Annotated in this window: 17 protein-coding genes; 11 read left to right on the forward strand and 6 right to left on the reverse strand. The window is 74.7% G+C overall.

Features of this window, described 5'->3' with window-relative positions; translation table 11 throughout:
* Nucleotides 1-371 precede the first annotated feature (371 nt).
* Complete coding sequence (locus tag ACFY7C_RS18630) at nt 372-650, reverse strand: siderophore-interacting protein (RefSeq protein ID WP_389651273.1); 279 nt, start codon at nt 648-650, stop codon at nt 372-374.
* Nucleotides 651-720: 70 nt separating this feature from the next.
* Nucleotides 721-1188: a siderophore-interacting protein gene (locus ACFY7C_RS18635; protein WP_389651276.1), complete on the reverse strand. Its 468-nt coding sequence runs from the start codon at nt 1186-1188 to the stop codon at nt 721-723.
* Between the two features lie 203 nt (nt 1189-1391).
* Here ACFY7C_RS18635 and ACFY7C_RS18640 point away from each other — a divergent pair, with 203 nt between their 5' ends.
* Both ACFY7C_RS18640 and ACFY7C_RS18645 read left to right on the forward strand, forming a co-directional pair.
* Complete coding sequence (locus ACFY7C_RS18640) at nt 1392-1592, forward strand: hypothetical protein (RefSeq protein WP_345491372.1); 201 nt, start codon at nt 1392-1394, stop codon at nt 1590-1592.
* Between the two features lie 142 nt (nt 1593-1734).
* Nucleotides 1735-2925, forward strand: coding sequence for an acyl-CoA dehydrogenase family protein (locus tag ACFY7C_RS18645; RefSeq protein ID WP_389651279.1), 1191 nt, complete (start codon nt 1735-1737; stop codon nt 2923-2925).
* 22 nt (nt 2926-2947) lie between these two features.
* Here ACFY7C_RS18645 and ACFY7C_RS18650 read toward each other — a convergent pair whose 3' ends face one another.
* Together ACFY7C_RS18650 and ACFY7C_RS18655 are read right to left on the reverse strand one after the other, a co-directional pair.
* Nucleotides 2948-3619, reverse strand: a complete 672-nt coding sequence (locus ACFY7C_RS18650) for a DUF2278 family protein (RefSeq protein WP_389651282.1) — start codon at nt 3617-3619, stop codon at nt 2948-2950.
* A 32-nt stretch (nt 3620-3651) separates the two neighbouring features.
* Nucleotides 3652-6540, reverse strand: coding sequence for an ATP-binding protein (locus tag ACFY7C_RS18655; RefSeq protein WP_389651285.1), 2889 nt, complete (start codon nt 6538-6540; stop codon nt 3652-3654).
* 163 nt (nt 6541-6703) lie between these two features.
* On the opposite strand from ACFY7C_RS18655, the gene ACFY7C_RS18660 reads away from it, so the two are divergent.
* Nucleotides 6704-7159: a pyridoxamine 5'-phosphate oxidase family protein gene (locus tag ACFY7C_RS18660; RefSeq protein ID WP_389651287.1), complete on the forward strand. Its 456-nt coding sequence runs from the start codon at nt 6704-6706 to the stop codon at nt 7157-7159.
* Between the two features lie 38 nt (nt 7160-7197).
* Here the strand turns inward: ACFY7C_RS18660 and ACFY7C_RS18665 are convergent, their stop codons facing one another.
* Nucleotides 7198-7815 (reverse strand): LuxR C-terminal-related transcriptional regulator, encoded by a 618-nt coding sequence (locus ACFY7C_RS18665; RefSeq protein WP_389651290.1) that lies wholly within the window; start codon nt 7813-7815, stop codon nt 7198-7200.
* Between the two features lie 175 nt (nt 7816-7990).
* Between ACFY7C_RS18665 and ACFY7C_RS18670 the strand changes: the two genes are divergently transcribed.
* The 4 genes from ACFY7C_RS18670 (at nt 7991) to ACFY7C_RS18685 (ending at nt 13100) form a co-directional block, all read left to right on the forward strand.
* A complete protein-coding gene (locus ACFY7C_RS18670) occupies nt 7991-9265 on the forward strand; it encodes a hypothetical protein (protein ID WP_389651293.1) in 1275 nt (424 codons plus the stop codon).
* 45 nt (nt 9266-9310) lie between these two features.
* Entirely contained in the window at nt 9311-9769 is a 459-nt protein-coding gene (locus ACFY7C_RS18675) for a hypothetical protein (RefSeq protein ID WP_389651296.1), read from the forward strand.
* Between the two features lie 119 nt (nt 9770-9888).
* Complete coding sequence (locus ACFY7C_RS18680; RefSeq protein WP_389651299.1) at nt 9889-10887, forward strand: oxygenase MpaB family protein; 999 nt, start codon at nt 9889-9891, stop codon at nt 10885-10887.
* Nucleotides 10863-13100 carry a tetratricopeptide repeat protein gene (locus tag ACFY7C_RS18685; RefSeq protein ID WP_389651302.1) on the forward strand — a complete coding sequence of 746 codons (2238 nt, stop codon included), beginning with the start codon at nt 10863-10865 and terminating at the stop codon, nt 13098-13100. Before ACFY7C_RS18680 ends, ACFY7C_RS18685 begins: the two co-directional genes overlap by 25 nt.
* 33 nt (nt 13101-13133) lie before the next feature.
* Here the strand turns inward: ACFY7C_RS18685 and ACFY7C_RS18690 are convergent, their stop codons facing one another.
* On the reverse strand, nt 13134-13712 hold the full coding sequence (locus ACFY7C_RS18690) for a hypothetical protein (RefSeq protein ID WP_389651305.1): 579 nt from the start codon (nt 13710-13712) through the stop codon (nt 13134-13136).
* Nucleotides 13713-13819: 107 nt separating this feature from the next.
* On the opposite strand from ACFY7C_RS18690, the gene ACFY7C_RS18695 reads away from it, so the two are divergent.
* From ACFY7C_RS18695 to ACFY7C_RS18710, 4 genes are all read left to right on the forward strand, one after another.
* Entirely contained in the window at nt 13820-15385 is a 1566-nt protein-coding gene (locus tag ACFY7C_RS18695; RefSeq protein ID WP_389651308.1) for a phytoene desaturase family protein, read from the forward strand.
* A 167-nt stretch (nt 15386-15552) separates the two neighbouring features.
* On the forward strand, nt 15553-16581 hold the full coding sequence (gene tdh / locus ACFY7C_RS18700) for an L-threonine 3-dehydrogenase (protein WP_389652747.1): 1029 nt from the start codon (nt 15553-15555) through the stop codon (nt 16579-16581).
* Nucleotides 16582-16613: 32 nt separating this feature from the next.
* Nucleotides 16614-17813, forward strand: coding sequence for a glycine C-acetyltransferase (locus ACFY7C_RS18705; RefSeq protein WP_389651312.1), 1200 nt, complete (start codon nt 16614-16616; stop codon nt 17811-17813).
* A 4-nt stretch (nt 17814-17817) separates the two neighbouring features.
* Complete coding sequence (locus ACFY7C_RS18710; protein ID WP_389651315.1) at nt 17818-18726, forward strand: LysR family transcriptional regulator; 909 nt, start codon at nt 17818-17820, stop codon at nt 18724-18726.
* Nucleotides 18727-18746 lie beyond the last annotated feature (20 nt).

The following is an 18746-nucleotide window of genomic DNA, read 5'->3' on the forward strand; positions in this document are numbered from 1 at the left end:
TTCGGTCACTGGACCGGCTCGTCACGGGGCCCGAGCCGCCACGCGGCTCCGTTGTCACCCGGCCCCGCTGTCACCGGCCTCGGAGCCGTTTCCCGATCGCCGTCGTCCCTGGCCGTGGTGTCGGCCCGGCCGTGACTTGCCCCCCTTCGGACACCAGACTGGCTCGTCCGAGCCGCCAGGCGGACCCGCCGTCGTTGGGTCCGAGCGGCGACACGAGCCGTCACCCGGCCCCGCCGTCGTGCCCGGAGCGGTGATCCGGCCCGGTGCCATCACCCGGCCCCGCCGGTCGCCCGCCGGGGCACCGGGTCGGTCGGCGAGCCCCCGGTCACCCGGCGCGTCACCGGCCGCTCGCCCATCCGCCCCCCCGTCGATCACCCGGCCCGCATCGCCAGCCGCTCGCGCGCCTCCGCCAGGTCTTCCGCCGTCGGGGCGTCGTCCTGGGTGAGGCGGCGCCAGTAGCCGGCGAAGTGGATCGCGCGGCGGTCGACAGCCCGCTCCTCCACGAGGTGGCGGCGCAGCGCCCGGACCGTCCCGGCCTCGCCGGCCAGCCACACGTACGGCGCACCCGCCGGGAAGCCTTCCGTCGCCGACCGGACGGCCGCGATCAGGGACTCGTCCCCGGCGGGCCCGTCCCCGTACACCCAGCGCACCGCCAGGTCCCCGGGCGTCGGCAGCGGCTGCCGCTCGGCCGCATCGCCCTGGGCAGCGCGCAGGCGTCCGTCACCAGGAGCGCCCAGTCGCCCGCGCCCGGGTCGACGGGCACGACGAAGTGGTCCGAGGGCCCGAACATCCCGAGGACGTACCCGGGCCGGGCCCGGCGCGCCCAACGCGTCGCCGGACCGTCCTCGCGCCGCCGTGCACCAGGAAGTCGACGTCCACGGTCCCCGCGACCGGGTCGCGCGCCCGCACGGTGTAGCTGCGCATCCAGGGCCGCCGCTCCTCCGGGATCGCGCCGTACGCCGCGAACCGGCGCACCACGTCGCCGTCCGGGTCCGGGTCCGGGGCCGGCAGTACGGGCTCGGCCTGGCCGGGGCGCGGGAAGAACAGCTGCACCTGCGCGTCGGGGGCGGGCGAGGGCCGCCGGGGCAAGGTGACCTGGATCCTACGGGGCGTGAGCGGCCGGACGGCCACCACGCGAACGTGGCGCAGAGGAAGGGGCAGGGACTGGCCCTCGTGCGGGGAGGTCATCGGGGCTCCCGGTCAAGGTGTCGGTCTCGGTGTCGATGTCTCCGCGTCGATCGCGTGACTCGGCGGCCGGCCTCCCCGTCCCCGTCGACACGCCGACGACACGGCGTCGGCACCCACCGCCGCCCCCTCCGCCCCGCGCCCGGATGCGGGACGCGGAGCCGGACACGAGAATGGCCAGTGCCTGCGAAACCAGAGGAGGCGGCATGAACGGTGACACCGACAAGACGTCCCGGGGGGACATCCCGACGCCCGACAGGTTGCTGCACGCCGGGTCGGAGGGTGAGTTCACGGCCGAGGACCTGGTCCTCGCGTCCGGTCGCGACGTGAACCCGAAGAACCTTGCCTGGGCCGAGCGACGCATGGCGGAGAAGGGACGCGCCTCCCTCGACGAACTGCTCCCCTGAGCGGAGCGGCCCGCTCTCCCGAGCGGCGCGGACGAGCCCGTACGCCACCGGCCGGCGCACGGGCCTTCCGCATTTATGGAACACGTTCTACCGTGGCGCCGCACCGCGCGGAGCATCGGAGCGCCGAGCCACGGGAGACGCCATGCACCTCGAGTACACGCCCGCCCAGCACCGTCTGCGCGCCGAACTGCGTGCCTACTTCGCCGAACTCGTCCCCGAGGACGTCCACGCGCGGTACGCCGACCCCGCCTCCCAGAAGCGCTTCTACCGCGAGACCGTGCGCCGGCTCGGCTCCGACGGCTGGCTCGGCGTCGGCTGGCCCACCGAGTACGGCGGGCGCGGGCTGACCCCGATGGAGCAGTTCATCTTCTTCGACGAGGCCGCCCAGGCCGGCGTACCGCTGCCGCTGATGGCCCTCAACACCGTCGGCCCGACGATCATGCGGTTCGGCACCGACGAGCAGAAGGCGTACTTCCTGCCGAAGATCCTCTCCGGCGAGATCGACTTCGCCATCGGCTACAGCGAGCCCGACGCCGGCACCGACCTCGCCGCCCTGAAGACCCGCGCCGTCCGCGAGGGCGACGAGACCACCGGCCACTACACCGTCAACGGACAGAAGATCTGGACCACCAACGGCGACACCGCCGACTGGGTGTGGCTGGCCGTCCGCACGGACCCCGCCGCCCCGCCGCACAAGGGCATCACCATGCTGCTGGTGCCGACCACCGACCCCGGCTACTCCTGCACCCTTATCAACACCCTCGCCTCCCACGACACCACCGCGAGCTACTACGAGAACGTCCGCGTCCCCTGCTCCCGCCGGGTCGGCGAGGAGAACAAGGGCTGGCGGCTGATCACCAACCAGCTCAACCACGAGCGCGTGACCCTCGCCGCCCACGGCACCATGGCCATCCGCGCCCTGCACGACGTCCGGCGCTGGGCCGCCGGCACCAAGCTCGCCGACGGCCGCCGCGTCCTCGACCTGCCCTGGGTGCGCCGCACCCTCGCCCGCACCCACACCCGCCTCGACGCCATGAAACTCCTCAACTGGCAGATGGTGAACGCCGTCCAGAACGGCACCCTCACCCCCCAGGACGCCTCCGCCGTCAAGGTCTACGGCTCCGAGGCCCGCCGCGACGCCTATGCCTGGCTCATGGAGGTCACCGGCTCGGCGGGCGCCCTCAAGGAGGGCTCGGCCGGCGCCGTCCTCCACGGCGAACTCGAACGCGGCTACCGCTCGGCCGTCATCTTCACCTTCGGCGGCGGCAACAACGAGATCCAGCGCGAGATCATCTCCTGGATCGGCCTCGGCATGCCCCGGGTCCGCCGCTGACCGTCAGTGGGGCCGGGCGCGGTCAGGTGACGGGGTGGCCGTCCTCATCCGTGTGGGACGCCTGGCTCGAGAACTTGTTCAGGAAGACGTCGTACCGGCCGTCCGGGCGCTGGGTGAGCGTCGCGCCGTCCTGCCAGACGCCGTTCTCCTGCCACCACTGCGACCCGGCCGGGTCGCCCTGGTTCTGGTGGACGTTGTGCATGCCGAGGTCGCCCTCGGGGTCGTCGGTGAACGGTTCGCCGAAGACGAGGATGCGCCGGCCCACCAGCAGCATCGGCTCCAGTGCGGCCGCCGCGTCGAGGTTGGACCCGGCGTGCCAGGGCCGTGAGCCGAAAAGGTCGAGGAGGTCCCGCAGCCAGGACGGCGGGCGGCGCTGGAACAGCACCCCCGACCGGTCCACCAGGGCCGGGTGGCGCAGATAGTCCAGGGCTCCGGACTCCGGCCGGGGCGCCAGCTCGTGGTAACCGGGGGCGAGGGCGGCGCTCGGCCCGACGTCGACGGGGTCCAGGACGAAGGACTTCCACTGCACGCCCACGTTGGACTTGTGGCTGTCCACGTCGATGGCGCAGCGGTAGCGCCCGGCGGGCGCGTCCACCTCCAGGTTGACGTGGAACCACCGGCCCTGGTCGTCCGGCTGGTCGCGGTAGTGGCGGTAGAGGGTTCCCGAGAGCACTCCGTAGTGCGCGAAAGGCATGCGGCCAGTCAATCACCGACCGTCACCCCTCGTCACGATCCGATGACTGTGTGTGGCGGCGTGCCGGAACCCGGCGCCGACAGGCCCAGGCTCAGAAGCGCGGCCTTCCCCGCCGCGGTGTGCTCGCCGCCCGCGAGCAGCAGCGTGCGGGCCGCCTGGTAGCGGGAGCCGGCCGCGTCGAACGCCGCCGCGGCCGCGAGCAGCCCGGCCCGATCGCCGTCGAGCAGCGCCCGCGCCCGGTCCACCAGGGCGCCGGCGACCGGATCGCCCGCGACCACGGAGCGCGCGGCGACGATCCGGTCCCTGGCGTCCGGATGTCCGGCGAGCACCGACGCCTCCGCCCGCAGCGCCGCGTACCCGTGCGACCAGACCCAGGAGACCCACTTCCAGACCCGCTCCGGTTCCGGCGCCACCCGGTCCAGGGCCGCGCCGGCGTCCCCGTGGTGCAACAGGACCATGGCGTCGAGGACCGCGCCGTAACCGTGCCGGTACTCCTCCTCCGTACCGGCCAGGTCCGCGACCGCGCACCAGGCCGCCCGGGCGTCCCGGTCCCCGCGCAGGCCGTGGACCATGGCGACCGCGGCGGCGGCCGGGCCCAGGGAGAACGACCGCCGGCGGCCGTCGCGCTCCCACGCGTCGAGGAAGACCGCGCTCCCGGCCAGCACGTCGTCGAAACGGCCGGCGAACGCGTCCGCGACCAGCAGCCACGACAGCGCGTGATGGCCCACCTCCGCGAGCAGCGGATGGTCGGCGAGCCGCCTGCCCCACCGCCGCGCGTCCGCGAGCGCGCCCACCCCGACGGCGGTCCCGGCCGCCATGGCGAGGGCGTCCACCAGCTCCCGCGTGACGGCGGGCGTACGGGGCAGCGCGTCCAGGACGTCGATCCGGCGCCGAGCGGCGGCCGCCGCCCCGAACGAGTCGCCCGCCCAGCTGCGCGCACCGGACAGCGCGTCGAGGGCGGCCGACTCGGCCACCGGATCGCCCGCGAGCCGGGCCAGCCCGACGGCCCGGTCCGCGGCGGCCACGGTCTCCGGCACCGTGTTCGCCGTGGCGCCCTGGACCGCGCCGAAGGCGTCCGCGTCCACCGCCGCCTCCGCCAGCGCGACGGCCGCCCGGGCCGCCGGGTCGTCACCGGAGAGCCGCCGCGCCTCCGCGAGCACACCGGCCACCTCCGCCACGGCGGGAAGCCTGGCGAACGCGCTGGAGAAGCGGTACGCGACGGTGGCGGCGGCCGCCAGGTCCCGGCCCGCACCGGGGGTGTCCCCGGCCCGCAGGGCGGTCTCCCCGGCGGCGCGGTACAGGCGGTACATGTCGTCGCCGATCCTGCGGCACCCGGCCACCGCCGCCGCCTCCCGCAGAGCCGCCGCCACATCGGCGCCGTCCCCGGCGAGCCCGGCCGCCTGCTCGTACCGCTGCTGGGCCTCGCCGAGCAGGTGGTGGGCGAAGGCGAGCCCGGCCAGGGCCAGGGCGAGCCGGTGGGCCTCCTCGCGCCGCTCCGGCAGCTCGGCGGCTCCCGCGAGAGCGGCCCGGCAGTCCTCGGCAACGGCGTCGAACCGGCCCCGGGCCTCCGGGCCTTCGGCACCCGACAGAGCGGACGCGCCGGCCAGGCACCACTCCAGGTGCCGCGTACGGACCTCCGCCCGCTCGCCCGCGGCGGCCAGCAGCTCCGCCCCGTACTGCCGGATGGTCTCCAGGGCGTGGTAGCGGGTGCCGGCAGCCGACGACACCACGGACAGCAGACTCTGCTCGGCGAGCCGGCCGAGACCGTCGGCCACCGCCGCCGCCTCCAGCGGGGCGGCCCCCGCGACCTCGGCGGCCGCCTCCGCCGTGAACGGCGCCGCGAAGACCGACACGCGTCTGAGCAGCGCCCGGTCCCGCGGCTCGAGCAGGTCATGGCTCCAGTCGAGGACCGTGCGCACCGACCGGTGCCGCTCGGCGGCCCGCGGACCGCCCGCCAGCACCCGCAGCGGGTCCGACAGCCCCGCCTCCAGCCCGTCCAGACCGAGCGTGGCGCACCGCGCCGCCGCCAGCTCGATCGCCAGGGCCATGCCGTCCAGCCGCTCGCACAGCGCCGCGACCCGCTCGCGCACCACCGGGTCCGCCGCCGGGACGGCTCCCGCCGCCCGGTCGAGGAAGAGCGCCACCGCGTCCGACTCCGTGCCGCCCGCACGGGACAGCGGCGGCACCGGGAAGACCCGCTCGAAGGGCACCATCAGCCGGGCCCGGGTCGTCACGAGCACCCGCAGCCGCGGGCAGGCCGCGAGGAGCCGTTCGAGGAACGGGGCCACGCCGCCGAGCAGATGCTCGCAGTTGTCGAGCACCAGCAGGGCCTGACGGGCCGCCAGCGCGGCCGGCACGGCGTCGTCGATGCCCAGACCGGGCTGCTCGCCCACGCCGACGGCCGCGGCGACCGCCGCCCCCACCCGCCCCGGATCGGTGACCGAGGTCAGGTCCACGAACCACACCCCGTCCGCGCCCACGGCCTCCGCGCCCACCGCGCCGGGGTCCGCCGTGTCGGCACCGGAGGCGGCGGCGGCAGCCTCCGCGGCCACCGCCAGCGCGAGCCGCGTCTTGCCGACCCCGCCGGGGCCGACGGCGCTCACCAGCCGGTACGAGGCCACCGCCTCGGCCAACTCCCGGCGCTCCCGCTCCCGTCCGACGAACGTGCTCAGCGGCGCGGGGAGCGCGGGAAGCGCGGGGCGTACGGGAGACGGCGGCGGTACGGGCTGCGCGCGCTCGACCGCGCGCCGGGCCAGCGCCCGCCGGTCCGGCAACTCCCACTTCCGCAGCATGGACGAGACATGCGACTCGACCGTGCGCACGGAGATGAACAACCGCGCGGCGATCTCCGCGTTGGTGAGGTGTTCCCCGAGCAGTGCGAGGACGTCGGCTTCCCGGGCGGAGATCATCGGAGTGGACACCGCCTCATTATCCGTACCTCGAACTCCCGTGCGCGGGCGAGTCCGTGGTGCGGTCCGTGGCGCATTCCGTGCCCGGCACGGAGGCGGGCCGTGGCGCCGGCGGGAGAGGTTGTGACCACCACCGCACACCGAACGAGCCGACCACCACCGCAGGGAGCCATCGATGAACAACGCCGAAGCCCGTTCCCGCGTCCAGCGCCGGCGGGACACCGAGCACCGGCTGACCCACGACGTCGACCTCTGGGTCGCGAGCGCCGCCACGGACGGCGCGCCGTACCTGGTGCCGCTGTCCTTCGACTGGGACGGCGAGACCCTCCTCCTGGCCACCCGCGCCGACACGCCGACCGGTCGCAACCTGGCCGCCACCGGAACCGCCCGCCTGGGCCTCGGCCCCACCCGTGACGTCACCATGATCGACGGGGACGTCGAGGTCCTCGCCATCGACGCGCTCGACCGGGAACAGGGCGATCGCTTCGCCGCCCGCACCGGCTTCGACCCCCGCGCCCTGGGCCCCCGATACCGCTGGTTCCGCGTCACGCCGCGCCGTATCCAGGCGTGGCGCGAGGAGAACGAGCTGCGCGGCCGGAACCTGATGAGCGACGGCCGCTGGCTGGTCTGAACCCCAATGGACCTTGGCCGCGTCACATCCCGACCCCGTCACGTCCCCGGCGCGCGGGCGAGCAGCCAACGCCGGCTGCGGGTGCCGGCCTTGGCGATGACCGACTTCAGGTGGTCCTGGACCGTGTGCTCGGACAGGAACAGCACGGCGGCGACGGCGTAGCTGTCCGCGCCCTCCGCGAGGCGCCCCAGCACCTCCCGCTCCCGCGTGCTCAGGCCGTACGCGCGGCCGAAGACGTCGAGGCGCTCCGGCCGGGTCGTCTCCTCGATGGTCACCGCGATCTCCCTCTCGTCCTCGGGACTCTCGGTATCGGGACTCTCGTACTGGCGATCGCTCTCCCCGGCCTCCTCCGGTCCGCCCGTCCGCCCGCCGATCCTCGCCGCGCGCAGCGTCCGCCAGAGACCGTCGGCCAGCGGGACCGGGGCCCGTGGCGGACGGGCGTCCACGCCCGCCTCCCGGGCGAGCAGCTGGGCGGCCACGTCGTAGACGGCGGCGTGCACCGGCGCCCGGCCCTTGTCCGGCGGGATCAGCCGCGCGAGACAGGCGTCCGACTCCGGCGTCCGGCCGCGCACCCGCAGGTCGGGCGAGAGCAGCAGCACCAGCGGACCCGGCCGGACGGCGCCCGGCGGCCGGACCGTGAAGGTCGCAAACGCCAAGGCCTCGAAACCGCGAACCGCCCTTCCTGGCCACCCAGGGCCGGGCGGACCGGGCGAAGTCACCCGCGCTCGCGGGACGACCGGAGGCCCGCCTCCGCGCGACGGAGGAGGAGTGGCACACTGACGCGGGTCGATCATGAAGGAAGCCTCCACCCCCTCACGAGGAGCCTCGCCGTTGAGCATCACCATCCCAGGACAGATAGACATCGCCGGCCCGGTGGGCAAGCTGCTCCACCGGCGCCGGCTCCAGAACGGCACGGTCATGCAGTCCTTCGGCATCGACCCGGTCTCCGGTGACGTCTTCGTGCTCCAGGTCATGGAGGGTGGGCTACGGCTCCCCGACGAGGCCGCCGCCGTCGACTACGCCACCCGCAAGGCGCGCGGTGACCTGTGCCTGAGCCGGCTCAGCCGGACCGGCACCCTCACCGGCCACATGTATCTGCGCGGGTTCGGACACGGCGTCAACCTCGGCGTGGAGAACCGCGGCGGGACGATCTGGCTGTGGACCGAGACGGCGTCCCTGCCCAACAGCAAGAACGAGGGTTACGGCTCGGCCGTCACCAGCTTCGCGTACGGCGACGGCGACATCGTCGACCACGGCACCGCCCGCCACACCACTCCGTACACCCCCGACCCGGCCGCCCGCTTCGTCACCCCCACCATCGACCACGGCGCGGGCGAGCTCGTCATCCGCTACACCCTCGGCGGCGTCACGAGCTATGCGCGGTACGACCTGGCGCGGGCGACGGCTGGGGACTGGCAGGTCCTCGGGCGGCTCACCCCGGCCGTCCCCGCGGCCGGCACCGACTTCCAGGGGTACGCGTCCCACGCCGGCGTGCTCTACACGCTCAAGGGCCAGAGCCTGGACGCCGTCCCGCTGCCCGGCAACACCTACATCACCGCCTTCGAGTGGGCCACCGGCAACCAGCTCGACCACCAGCACATCACCGCCGGCCCCGGCCTGGTGTGGCGCGAGGCCGAGGGCATGACCGTCTCCGTCCTCGACGGCGTCCCGCACCTCCACTTCGGCTTCGCCTGCGACGACCCCGGGCCCCGCACCTGCACGATCATGTCGCTGTCCGCGGCCCCCGAGACCGACGGCGTGAAGGTCCTCACGGACTGGCGGCCGATCACTCTCGCCGCCGGGGTGACAGCCGATCAGCACACCCCGCGGGGGCGGCTGATCAGCCTCGCCGGCACCACGACCCTCCAGCTCTCCGGCGGGGTCAGGGGCACCTTCACCGCCGACACGGTCATCGGCACGCTGCCCGACTCCCTCACCCCGAGCGTGGTCGCCCGCGCCACCGTGCCGCGCGACAACACCGCCGGCGGCGCCAGCGTCGCCCGCGTCGAGGCCGGGACGGACCGCATGCTGCGCCTGTACGGCGGGCGCTCGACGGACCCGATCACCTGGGCGCAGCTCGACGCCTTCAGCGCCGTCTGGCGCTGACCCCGACTCTTCCTCCCTTTCGCCCTCCCAAGGAGCCGACCACCCATGTCCCCCGTGTCCCGCAACCGCCGCAGCGTCCTCGGTGCGGCCCTCGCCCTGCCCGCCGCCCTCACCGTCGGCGGCCTCGCGGCCGCCACCCCGGCCGCCGCCGCCGGTGTCGACGCCGGTGCCTGGACCCCGCTCGTCCTCGAGCCCGGGATCACCCCGAGCGCGGGCTCGACGCCCGAGGTCCGTCTGGTGACGATCGCCGGCACCACGTTCCTCCAGGCCCGCGGCCTGGTCACCTGCAGCCTGGCCGCCGACGCCCGCATCGGCCGGCTGCCCGACGGCTTCACCCTCCCGACGGCGTACGTGCGTGCCGTCGCGCCCCGCAACAACAGCCAGGGCGTCAACGCCTGCCGCTTCGAGATCAACCCGTCCGGCTCGGTCAGCGTCTACGGCGGCAACGCCGGGAACCCGATCACCTGGATCCAGTTCGACTCGGTGCAGACGGTCTGGCACTGACCCGATCCGGTCTGGCACTGACCCGGTCCGCGACCGATGATCCGGTGGCGGCCCGTCCGGTTTCGACCGATCACGTACCGACCGTCGACCCCGGCGGGCGCCGGGCCTAGCCTGAGGGAATGCGGCCCGAAGCGACGACGCCCGACGGCACGAACGACGACACCAGGACGCCCGACGACGCCCCGGCACCCGGCCCGACGCCCGCCCCGGCCCCCGGCCCGGACCCGGGGCTCTTCGGCCCCCGGTCCGTCACCTGGCAGCTCCACGGCGACCCCGTCATGTGGATCGGCGGGGTGCGCGCCCTGTACCTCCAGGCGCTGCACCCCGTCGCCGTCCGCGGAGTCATGATCAACAGCGATTTCCGGCGGGACGCCTGGGGCCGCCTCCTGCGGACCGCCGCCTTCGTCGGCGCGCTCAGCTACGACACCACCGAGGCGGCCGAGGCCGCGGGCGCACGGATACGCAAGATCCACCGGCTGCTCGGCGTGGACGACCCGCACCTGCTGCTGTGGGTCCACTGCGCCGCGATCGACTCGTACCTCCACGTCGTACGCCGCTCCGGCATCCCCCTCACCGACGCCCAGGCCGACCGGTACGTCGACGAACAGCGCGTCTCCGCCCGACTGGTGGGCCTCGACCCCCACGACGTGCCCGGCAGCACCACCGCCCTCGCCCGCTACTTCGAGGACATCAGGCCGGAACTCGCCGCCGGGCAGGACGCGCGCACCGTCGACGCCTTCCTGCGCAGGCCCCCGGCGCCGCCGGTCCTCCGCCCCGCGCGCGAGGTGATCTGGCGGCGCGTGGCCGCCCTCGCGTACGACACCCTGCCTCCGTACGCCCACGCGCTCTACGGCCGGCCGGCGCCGCCGCCCGAGACCGTCACCCACCGGCTCACCGCCACCGCCAACCTGCTGCGCCGCGTGCCCGACCGGCTGCGCTGGCGGCTGCCCCCGAGGCACATCCTGCGCGCGATGGACCGGCTCGGCCCGGAGACCCGACCCGCGCCGTACGGACTGCGCGCCACGGCCGCCATACTGGACGGGCCGGGGAAGGAGCGGCACGACAACGGGGCAAACGGGGGCGACAGCACGCGATGGCGGACACGGACACCAGGCTGATCCAGGGCCGGTACCGGCTGCACGAGGTGATCGGCCGCGGCGGCATGGGCGAGGTGTGGCGCGCCACCGACGAGTCGCTCGGCCGGCGCGTCGCCGTGAAGTGCCTGCGGCCGCTCGGCCAGCAGCGCGACCCGGCGAGCCTGGCCGTGCTGCGCGAACGCTTCCGGCGCGAGGCCCGCGTCGCCGCCGCCCTCCAGCACCGCGGCATCACCGTCGTCCACGACTTCGGCGAGTCCGACGGCGTGCTCTTCCTCGTCATGGAGCTCCTCGACGGCCGCAACCTCAGCCAGCTGCTCGCCGACAACCGCAAGCGGCCGCTCCCCGTCGCCGAGGTCGTCGACATCGCCGAACAGGTCGCCGACGCCCTCGCCTACACCCACCGCCAGGGCGTGGTGCACCGCGACCTCAAGCCGGCGAACATCGTGCGGCTCGTCGACGGCGCCGTGAAGATCTGCGACTTCGGGATAGCGCGACTCGGCGCCGACATCGGCTTCACCTCCCGCCTCACCGGCACCGGCATCGCCATGGGCACCCCCCACTACATGAGCCCGGAGCAGATCGGCGGCGGCGAGGTCGACCACCGCAGCGACCTGTACTCGCTGGGCTGTGTCCTCTACGAGCTGGCCACCGGCGTCCCGCCGTTCGACCTGGGCGACACCTGGGCCATCCTCATCGGGCACCGCGACAACACGCCCGCGCCGCTGCGCAGCCACCGGGCCGAACTGCCGGGCTATCTCGACCTGGTCGTCCTCGACCTGCTCGCCAAGACCCCCGACGGCCGTCCGTCCGACGCGGCCGTGCTCCGCGACCGCCTCGCCTCGGGCCGCGCCGCGTCGTCCCCGGCCTTCCCGTTCCCGACGACGGCCGGCCTGCCCGCGCTTCCCGCGTGGGCACTCGCCATGGGCACCGGGCGCGCCGCCACGACGACCCTCGCCGGGCGGGCCACGCTGCCGTACGACCCGGCCACGGCGCTCACGGGCGAGTGGACCGGCGCGGTGCGTCCGACGCGGCCGGGACAGCCGCCGACCCCGCCTCACGAGAGGGTCCAGGCCGGGGCGCAGGCCCAAGTCGACGCCCAGCCCCTGGCCTCCGCCATCCCGTCCCCCGTCGCGTCCGTGCACGGCACCGCCCCGGAGCTCGTCGCCGTGCTCGCCGGGCGGCACCGGGCCGGGCTCGGGCTGGGGCGGCTCGGCCGGTGGGAGGAGGCGGCCGATCTGCTGCGTACGGTCGTACGGGACCGCGCGCACGTCCTCGGCGCCGACCACCCGGACACCCTCGCCAGCGGCTACGAACTCGCCTTCGCCCTGGCCCGCCTCGGCCGGCCGGCCGAGGCCCTGCGCCAGTTCGGCACGGTCGCGGAGGGACGGGCCAGGACCCTGGGCACCGACCACCCGGAGACGCTCGCCGCGCGCCAGGAGACCGCGTACGCGCTGGGCGGACTCGGCCGTCACATCGAGGCCCACGCGGTGTACGAGGCGGTGCTCGCGGCCCGCGAACGCGCCATGGGCGCCGAGCACCCCGACACCCTGCGCTGCCGCCACAACCTGGCCTTCACGCTGGGGCGGATCGGCCGGGTCGCTGAGGCGTACGCGACGGCCTGCGAGGTCGCCGACGCCCGGGCCCGGCTGCTCGGGGCCGAACACCCCGACACGCTGGCCACCCGCCACGAGGTGGGCCACGCCCTGGGGCGGCTCGGGCGCTGGTCCGATGCCCTCGCCCACCACCGCGAGGTGGCCGACGTCCGAGGCACCGTCCTCGGCCCCGACCATCCCGACACGCTCGCGGCCCGCTACGAGGTCGGCATCTGCCTGGGCCGCCTCGGCCGCGCGGAGGAGGCGGCCGCGCTCTACCGGGAGCTCGTCGCCGCCCGCACCGAGGCCGCCGGTCCCGACGACCCGGAGACCCTGCGCGCCCGGCACGGCCTCGGCGTGAACCTCGGGCGCCTCGGGCGCTGGGACGACGCCCTCGCCGAGGCCCGCGCGGTCTGCGACGCCCGCGGCCGGGTCCTCGGCGCCGACCATCCCGACACCCTGGTCAGCCGACGAGAGACGGCCATCGCGCTGGGCTGGCTGGGCCGGTGGACGGAGGCCCTCGCCGAATACCGCAGGGTGACCGAGGCCCGCACCCGTCTCCTCGGCCCGGACCACCCGGACACCCGGTCCGCCCGCGCGGACGAGACCCACTGCCGCGAACGCCTCGGCGGGGCCGCGTAGCCCGGTCCCACGGCGCCCCGCGCGGCCTTCCGGTCAGAGCCTTCCGGTCACCTGGACGAACCGCTGCCCGCCCAGCACCGACGCAAACTCGGCCAGGAAGTCCGGCGCGAGGTCCGGCCAGTCCCAGAAGGCGAAGCCGAGGTGGGCGAAGGCGAAGAAGTCCTCGTCCCAGCCCCACGCGGCCAGGTCGCCCGCCCGGCCGCACGTGCCGCAGGCGGCCGTGGCCGTCCCCGTGCGCTCCCATGCGCGTATGGACGCGGCGAACGGATCGAAGGCGCCCTCGACCGCCTCCCCCTCGTCGCCGAAGAATCGGGTCCGGGCCGCGCAGTGCGGGCAGACCGCGAACGCGCAGAAGAACGGGCAGCCGTGGAACACCGTCCGCCCGGCGTGGACCGCGACCCCGCCGCCGGCCCCGTACCGCTGACCGGCCGCCGCCCGCGTCCACCGCGGGCCGGGCGGATGCCCGTACTCCGCGAAGAAGACGCAGTCGCCACTGCGCTCGGCGCGCACGATCCCCTCCGAGACCAGCCAGCCGAGCCCGCGCCCGGCGAGCTCCCCGGCCTCCTCGGCTCCGACGTCCGGCACGACCAGCGTCCGGTAGTGGTTCCCCATGGTCCCGACCGTAGGGCACCCCACTGACACCACCTCAGCGCCGCGAGCCCCCGCGGGACCGGCATACGACACCTGGTGGGAGCGTCGCCGAGGTGCTAGCAAGAGGCATGACCGCACCGCAGAGCTCCTACGACGCCGTCATCGTCGGCGGCGGACACAACGGCCTCGTCGCCGCCGCCTACCTCGCCCGCGCCGGACGCAGCGTCCTCGTCCTCGAACGGCTCGGCTCCACCGGCGGGGCCGCCGTGTCCACCCGGCCCTTCGCCGGGGTGGACGTCCGTCTGTCCCGCTACTCGTACCTCGTCTCGCTCCTCCCCGAGAAGATCGTCCGCGACCTCGGGCTGCGCTTCGCGGTGCGGAAACGGTCCGTCTCCTCGTACACGCCCTACCGCACCCCGGCCGGCCACTCCGGCCTCCTCGTCGGCGGCGACACGGACCGCACCCGCGCCTCCTTCGCCGCGCTCACCGGCTCCGACCGCGAGTACGAGGCGTGGCAGACGTTCTACGGACGCACCGCGCGGGCCGCGCGCCGGATCTTCCCCACCCTCACCGCACCGCTGCCGACCCGCGCCGAGCTGCGGGCCCGGGTCGACGACGCCGAGACCTGGGACATGCTCTTCGAGCAGCCCATCGGCGTGGCCGTCGAGAAGCACTTCGCCGACGACCTGGTCCGCGGGGTCGTCCTGACCGACGCCCTCATCGGCACCTTCGCCGACGCCCACGACCCCTCCCTGCTCCAGAACCGCTGCTTCCTCTACCACGTCATCGGTGGCGGCACCGGCGACTGGGACGTCCCCGTGGGCGGCATGGGAGCCCTCACCGACGCGCTCGCGGAGGCGGCACGCGCCGCCGGTGCCACGATCCTCACCGGTCACGAGGTCACCCGGATCGACACCGACGGCACTCGCGCCGAGGTCGCGTACCGCACCGCCGACGGCGGGGGCGTCGTCGGCGCCGGTCACGTCCTCGTCAACGCCTCCCCGCAGGCCCTCGCCGCCCTCCTCGGCGAACCGGCCCCGCCGGCGGCCGAGGGCGCCCAGCTGAAGGTGAACATGGTCCTCACCCGGCTGCCGAGGCTCCGTGACCGCGCCGTCGACCCGCGCGAGGCGTTCTCCGGCACCTTCCACATCGCCGAGGGCTACGCGCAGCTGGCCACCGCGTACGCCGAGGCCGCCGCCGGTCGGCTGCCCGGCGCCCCGCCCTCCGAGATCTACTGCCACACCCTCACCGACCCGAGCATCCTCGGGCCCGAGGCCGCCTCCCGCGGTTACCAGACCCTCACCCTCTTCGGACTGCACGCCCCCGCCCGGCTGTTCGCCGCCGACCCCGACGGCGCCCGTGACGCGCTCCTCGACGCGACCCTGGAGCAGCTCGACGCCTGCCTCGACGAGCCGATCGCCGACTGCCTGGCCCGCGACGCCGACGGCCGGCCCTGCATCGAGGCGAAGAGCCCCCTCGACCTCGAACACGAGCTGCGGCTGCCCGGCGGCCACATCTTCCACCGCGACCTCTCCTTCCCCTACGGGGAAGAGGAGGGGCGCGGAGCCTGGGGCGTCGAGACCGCGCACGCCAACGTCCTGCTGTGCGGGGCGGGCGCCGTGCGCGGCGGCGGGGTGAGCGGCGTGCCCGGCCACAACGCGGCCATGTCGGTACTCACGGGTGCGGCCGGTTGACGTCCGGACCGCCCCCGCCAGCGGCGTGAAGCTGATCTGCGAGGGCGCTTAAGAAAACCTCGATGGACCACGGGCCCGACGTACGGAAGATTTCCTCCAGGGATCTTGGGCGCTTCGCCGCGCCCTGACCCGTACATCACAGGACGCGTACGTCGGGAGCCGTGACATTGAAGGCACTGGTCAAGCAGAAGGCGGAGCCGGGACTCTGGCTCACGGACGTGCCCGAGCCGGAGACGGGCCCCGGTGACGTCCTGATCAAGGTCAAGCGGACCGGGATCTGCGGCACCGATCTGCACATCCGCTCCTGGGACGGCTGGGCCCAGAAGACCATCGCCACCCCCCTGACCCTCGGCCACGAGTTCGTCGGCGAGGTCGTCGAGACCGGCCGCGACGTCACCGACGTCCAGGTCGGCGACCTGGTCAGCGGCGAGGGCCACCTCGTCTGCGGCAAGTGCCGCAACTGTCTGGCCGGCCGCCGTCACCTCTGCCGCGCCACCGTCGGCCTCGGCGTGGGCCGCGACGGCGCCTTCGCCGAGTACGTCGTGCTGCCCGCCTCCAACGTCTGGGTGCACCGCGTCGCCGTCGACCTCGACGTCGCCGCGATCTTCGACCCCTTCGGGAACGCGGTGCACACCGCGCTGTCCTTCCCGCTCGTCGGCGAGGACGTCCTCGTCACCGGCGCCGGCCCGATCGGCATCATGGCCGCGGCCGTCGCCAAGCACGCCGGCGCCCGCCACGTCGTCATCACCGACGTCAGCGAGGAGCGCCTCGACCTGGCGCGCAAGACCGGCGTCTCGCTCGCGCTCAACGTCGCCGAGCAGACCATCGCCGACGGCCAGCGCATCCTCGGCCTCAAGGAAGGCTTCGACGTCGGCCTGGAGATGTCCGGCAACCCGCGCGCGATGCGCGACATGGTCGCCAACATGACCAACGGCGGCAAGATCGCCATGCTCGGCCTGCCCAGCGAGGACTTCTCCGTCGACTGGGCGAAGATCGTCACCTCGATGATCACCATCAAGGGCATCTACGGCCGCGAGATGTTCGAGACCTGGTACGCCATGTCGGTGCTCCTCGAGGGCGGACTCGACCTCTCCCCGGTGATCACCGGCCGCTACGCCTACACCGACTTCGAGGCCGCCTTCGACGACGCCGCCTCCGGCAGGAGCGGCAAGATCATCCTCGACTGGACCGTCTGACCTCCGGACCACAGCACTCAGGAGCCCTTTCCATGTTCGACTCCGTCCGCGACGACCTGCGCGCCACCCTCGAAGACATCCGCCGGGCCGGACTGCACAAGCCCGAGCGGGTCATCGGCACCCCCCAGTCCGCGACCGTGGCCGTCACCTCCGGCGGCCGCCCCGGCGAGGTGCTGAACTTCTGCGCCAACAACTACCTGGGCCTCGCCGACCACCCCGAGGTCGTCGCCGCCGCCCACGAGGCCCTGGACCGCTGGGGCTACGGCATGGCGTCCGTCCGCTTCATCTGTGGCACGCAGGAGGTCCACAAGGAGCTCGAGGCGCGCCTCTCGGCCTTCCTCGGCCAGGAGGACACCATCCTCTACTCCTCCTGCTTCGACGCCAACGGCGGCGTCTTCGAGACCCTCCTCGGCCCCGAGGACGCGGTCATCTCCGACGCCCTCAACCACGCCTCCATCATCGACGGCATCCGCCTCTCCAAGGCCCGCCGCTTCCGCTACGCCAACCGCGACATGGCCGACCTGGAGCAGCAGCTCAAGGAGGCCACCGAGGGCGGCGCCCGGCGCAAGCTGGTCGTCACCGACGGCGTCTTCTCCATGGACGGCTACGTCGCCCCGCTCGACGAGATCTGCGACCTGGCCGAGCGCTACGACGCCATGGTCATGGTCGACGACTCGCACGCCGTCGGCTTCGTCGGCCCCGGCGGCCGCGGCACCCCCGAGCTGCACGGCGTCATGGACCGCGTCGACATCATCACCGGAACCCTCGGCAAGGCCCTCGGCGGCGCCTCCGGCGGCTATGTCGCGGCCCGCGCCGAGATCGTCGCCCTGCTGCGCCAGCGCTCCCGCCCGTACCTCTTCTCCAACACCCTCGCCCCGGTGATCGCCGCCGCCTCCCTCAAGGTCCTCGACCTGCTCGAGTCCGCCGGTGACCTGCGGGAGCGGCTGAACGCCAACACGGCCCTGTTCCGCTCGCGCATGACCGAGGCGGGCTTCGACATCCTCCCCGGCGACCACGCCATCGCCCCCGTCATGATCGGCGACGCCGCCGAGGCCGGCCGCATGGCCGAGCTGCTCCTGGAGCGCGGCGTGTACGTGATCGGCTTCTCCTACCCGGTCGTGCCGCAGGGCCAGGCCCGCATCCGCGTCCAGCTCTCCGCCGCCCACTCCACGGACGACGTGAACCGGGCCGTCGACGCGTTCGTCGACGCGCGCGCCGCCCTGCGAGACTAGGGGCATGATCGAAGCGCGGCGGCTGCACATCCTCCGGGCGGTGGCCGACCACCGCACCGTCACGGCGGCTGCCGCCGCGCTCTACCTCACCCCGTCCGCGGTCTCCCAGCAGCTCGCCGCCCTGGAACAGGAGACCGGCCACCGCCTGGTGGAGCGCGGCGCCCGGGGCGCCCGGCTCACCCCGGCCGGCGAGATCCTGCTCGACCACGCCAACGCCGTCCTCGCCCAGCTGGAGCGCGCGGAGGCCGAGCTCGCCGCGTACGGCTCGGGCGAGGCCGGCACGGTGACGGTGGCGGCCTTCGCCACCGGCATCGGCCTCGCCGTCGCCCCCGCCATCGGCTTCCTCGCCCGCACCGCGCCCGGCATCCGGGTCCGGGTCAGGGACGCCGAGGGCGACGAGAGCCTGCTGATGGTCCTGGACCGGCAGGTCGACGTGGCCGTGGCCGTCGAGTACCGGGGCGCGCCCGGCGAGGACGACGCCCGGCTCACCCGTGTCCCGCTCTACGCGGAGCCCTTCGACGCCGTCCTCCCGCCGGACCACCCGCTCGCCGCCCGGGAGCGGATCGCGCTGGCGGACCTCGCGAAGGATCCGTGGATCGGCCAGTCCGCCGGCAACCCCTGCCACGACGTGACCGTCCTGGCCTGCGAGTACGCCGGTTTCGCGCCGCGCCTGGAGCACTCCTCCGACGACTTCCGCGCCGTGGTCGCCCTCGCCTCGGCCGGCGCGGGCGTGGCCCTGGTGCCCCGCTCCGCCCTGCGCGGCACGGACCTCACCGGCGTCTTCGTCCGCCCGGTGGACGGAGTCGCCCCCACCCGTCGGGTCTTCGCGGCGGTCCGCCGCGGAGCCGAGGACCATCCGCTGATCCGGCCGGTCCTCGACGCGCTGCGGGACGCCGCCGCCTCCGGGGACTGAGGCCGCCGGATCCCGGCGGC

The organism is Streptomyces sp. NPDC012769 (assembly GCF_042901205.1).
Taxonomy (GTDB): Bacteria; Actinomycetota; Actinomycetes; order Streptomycetales; family Streptomycetaceae; genus Streptomyces.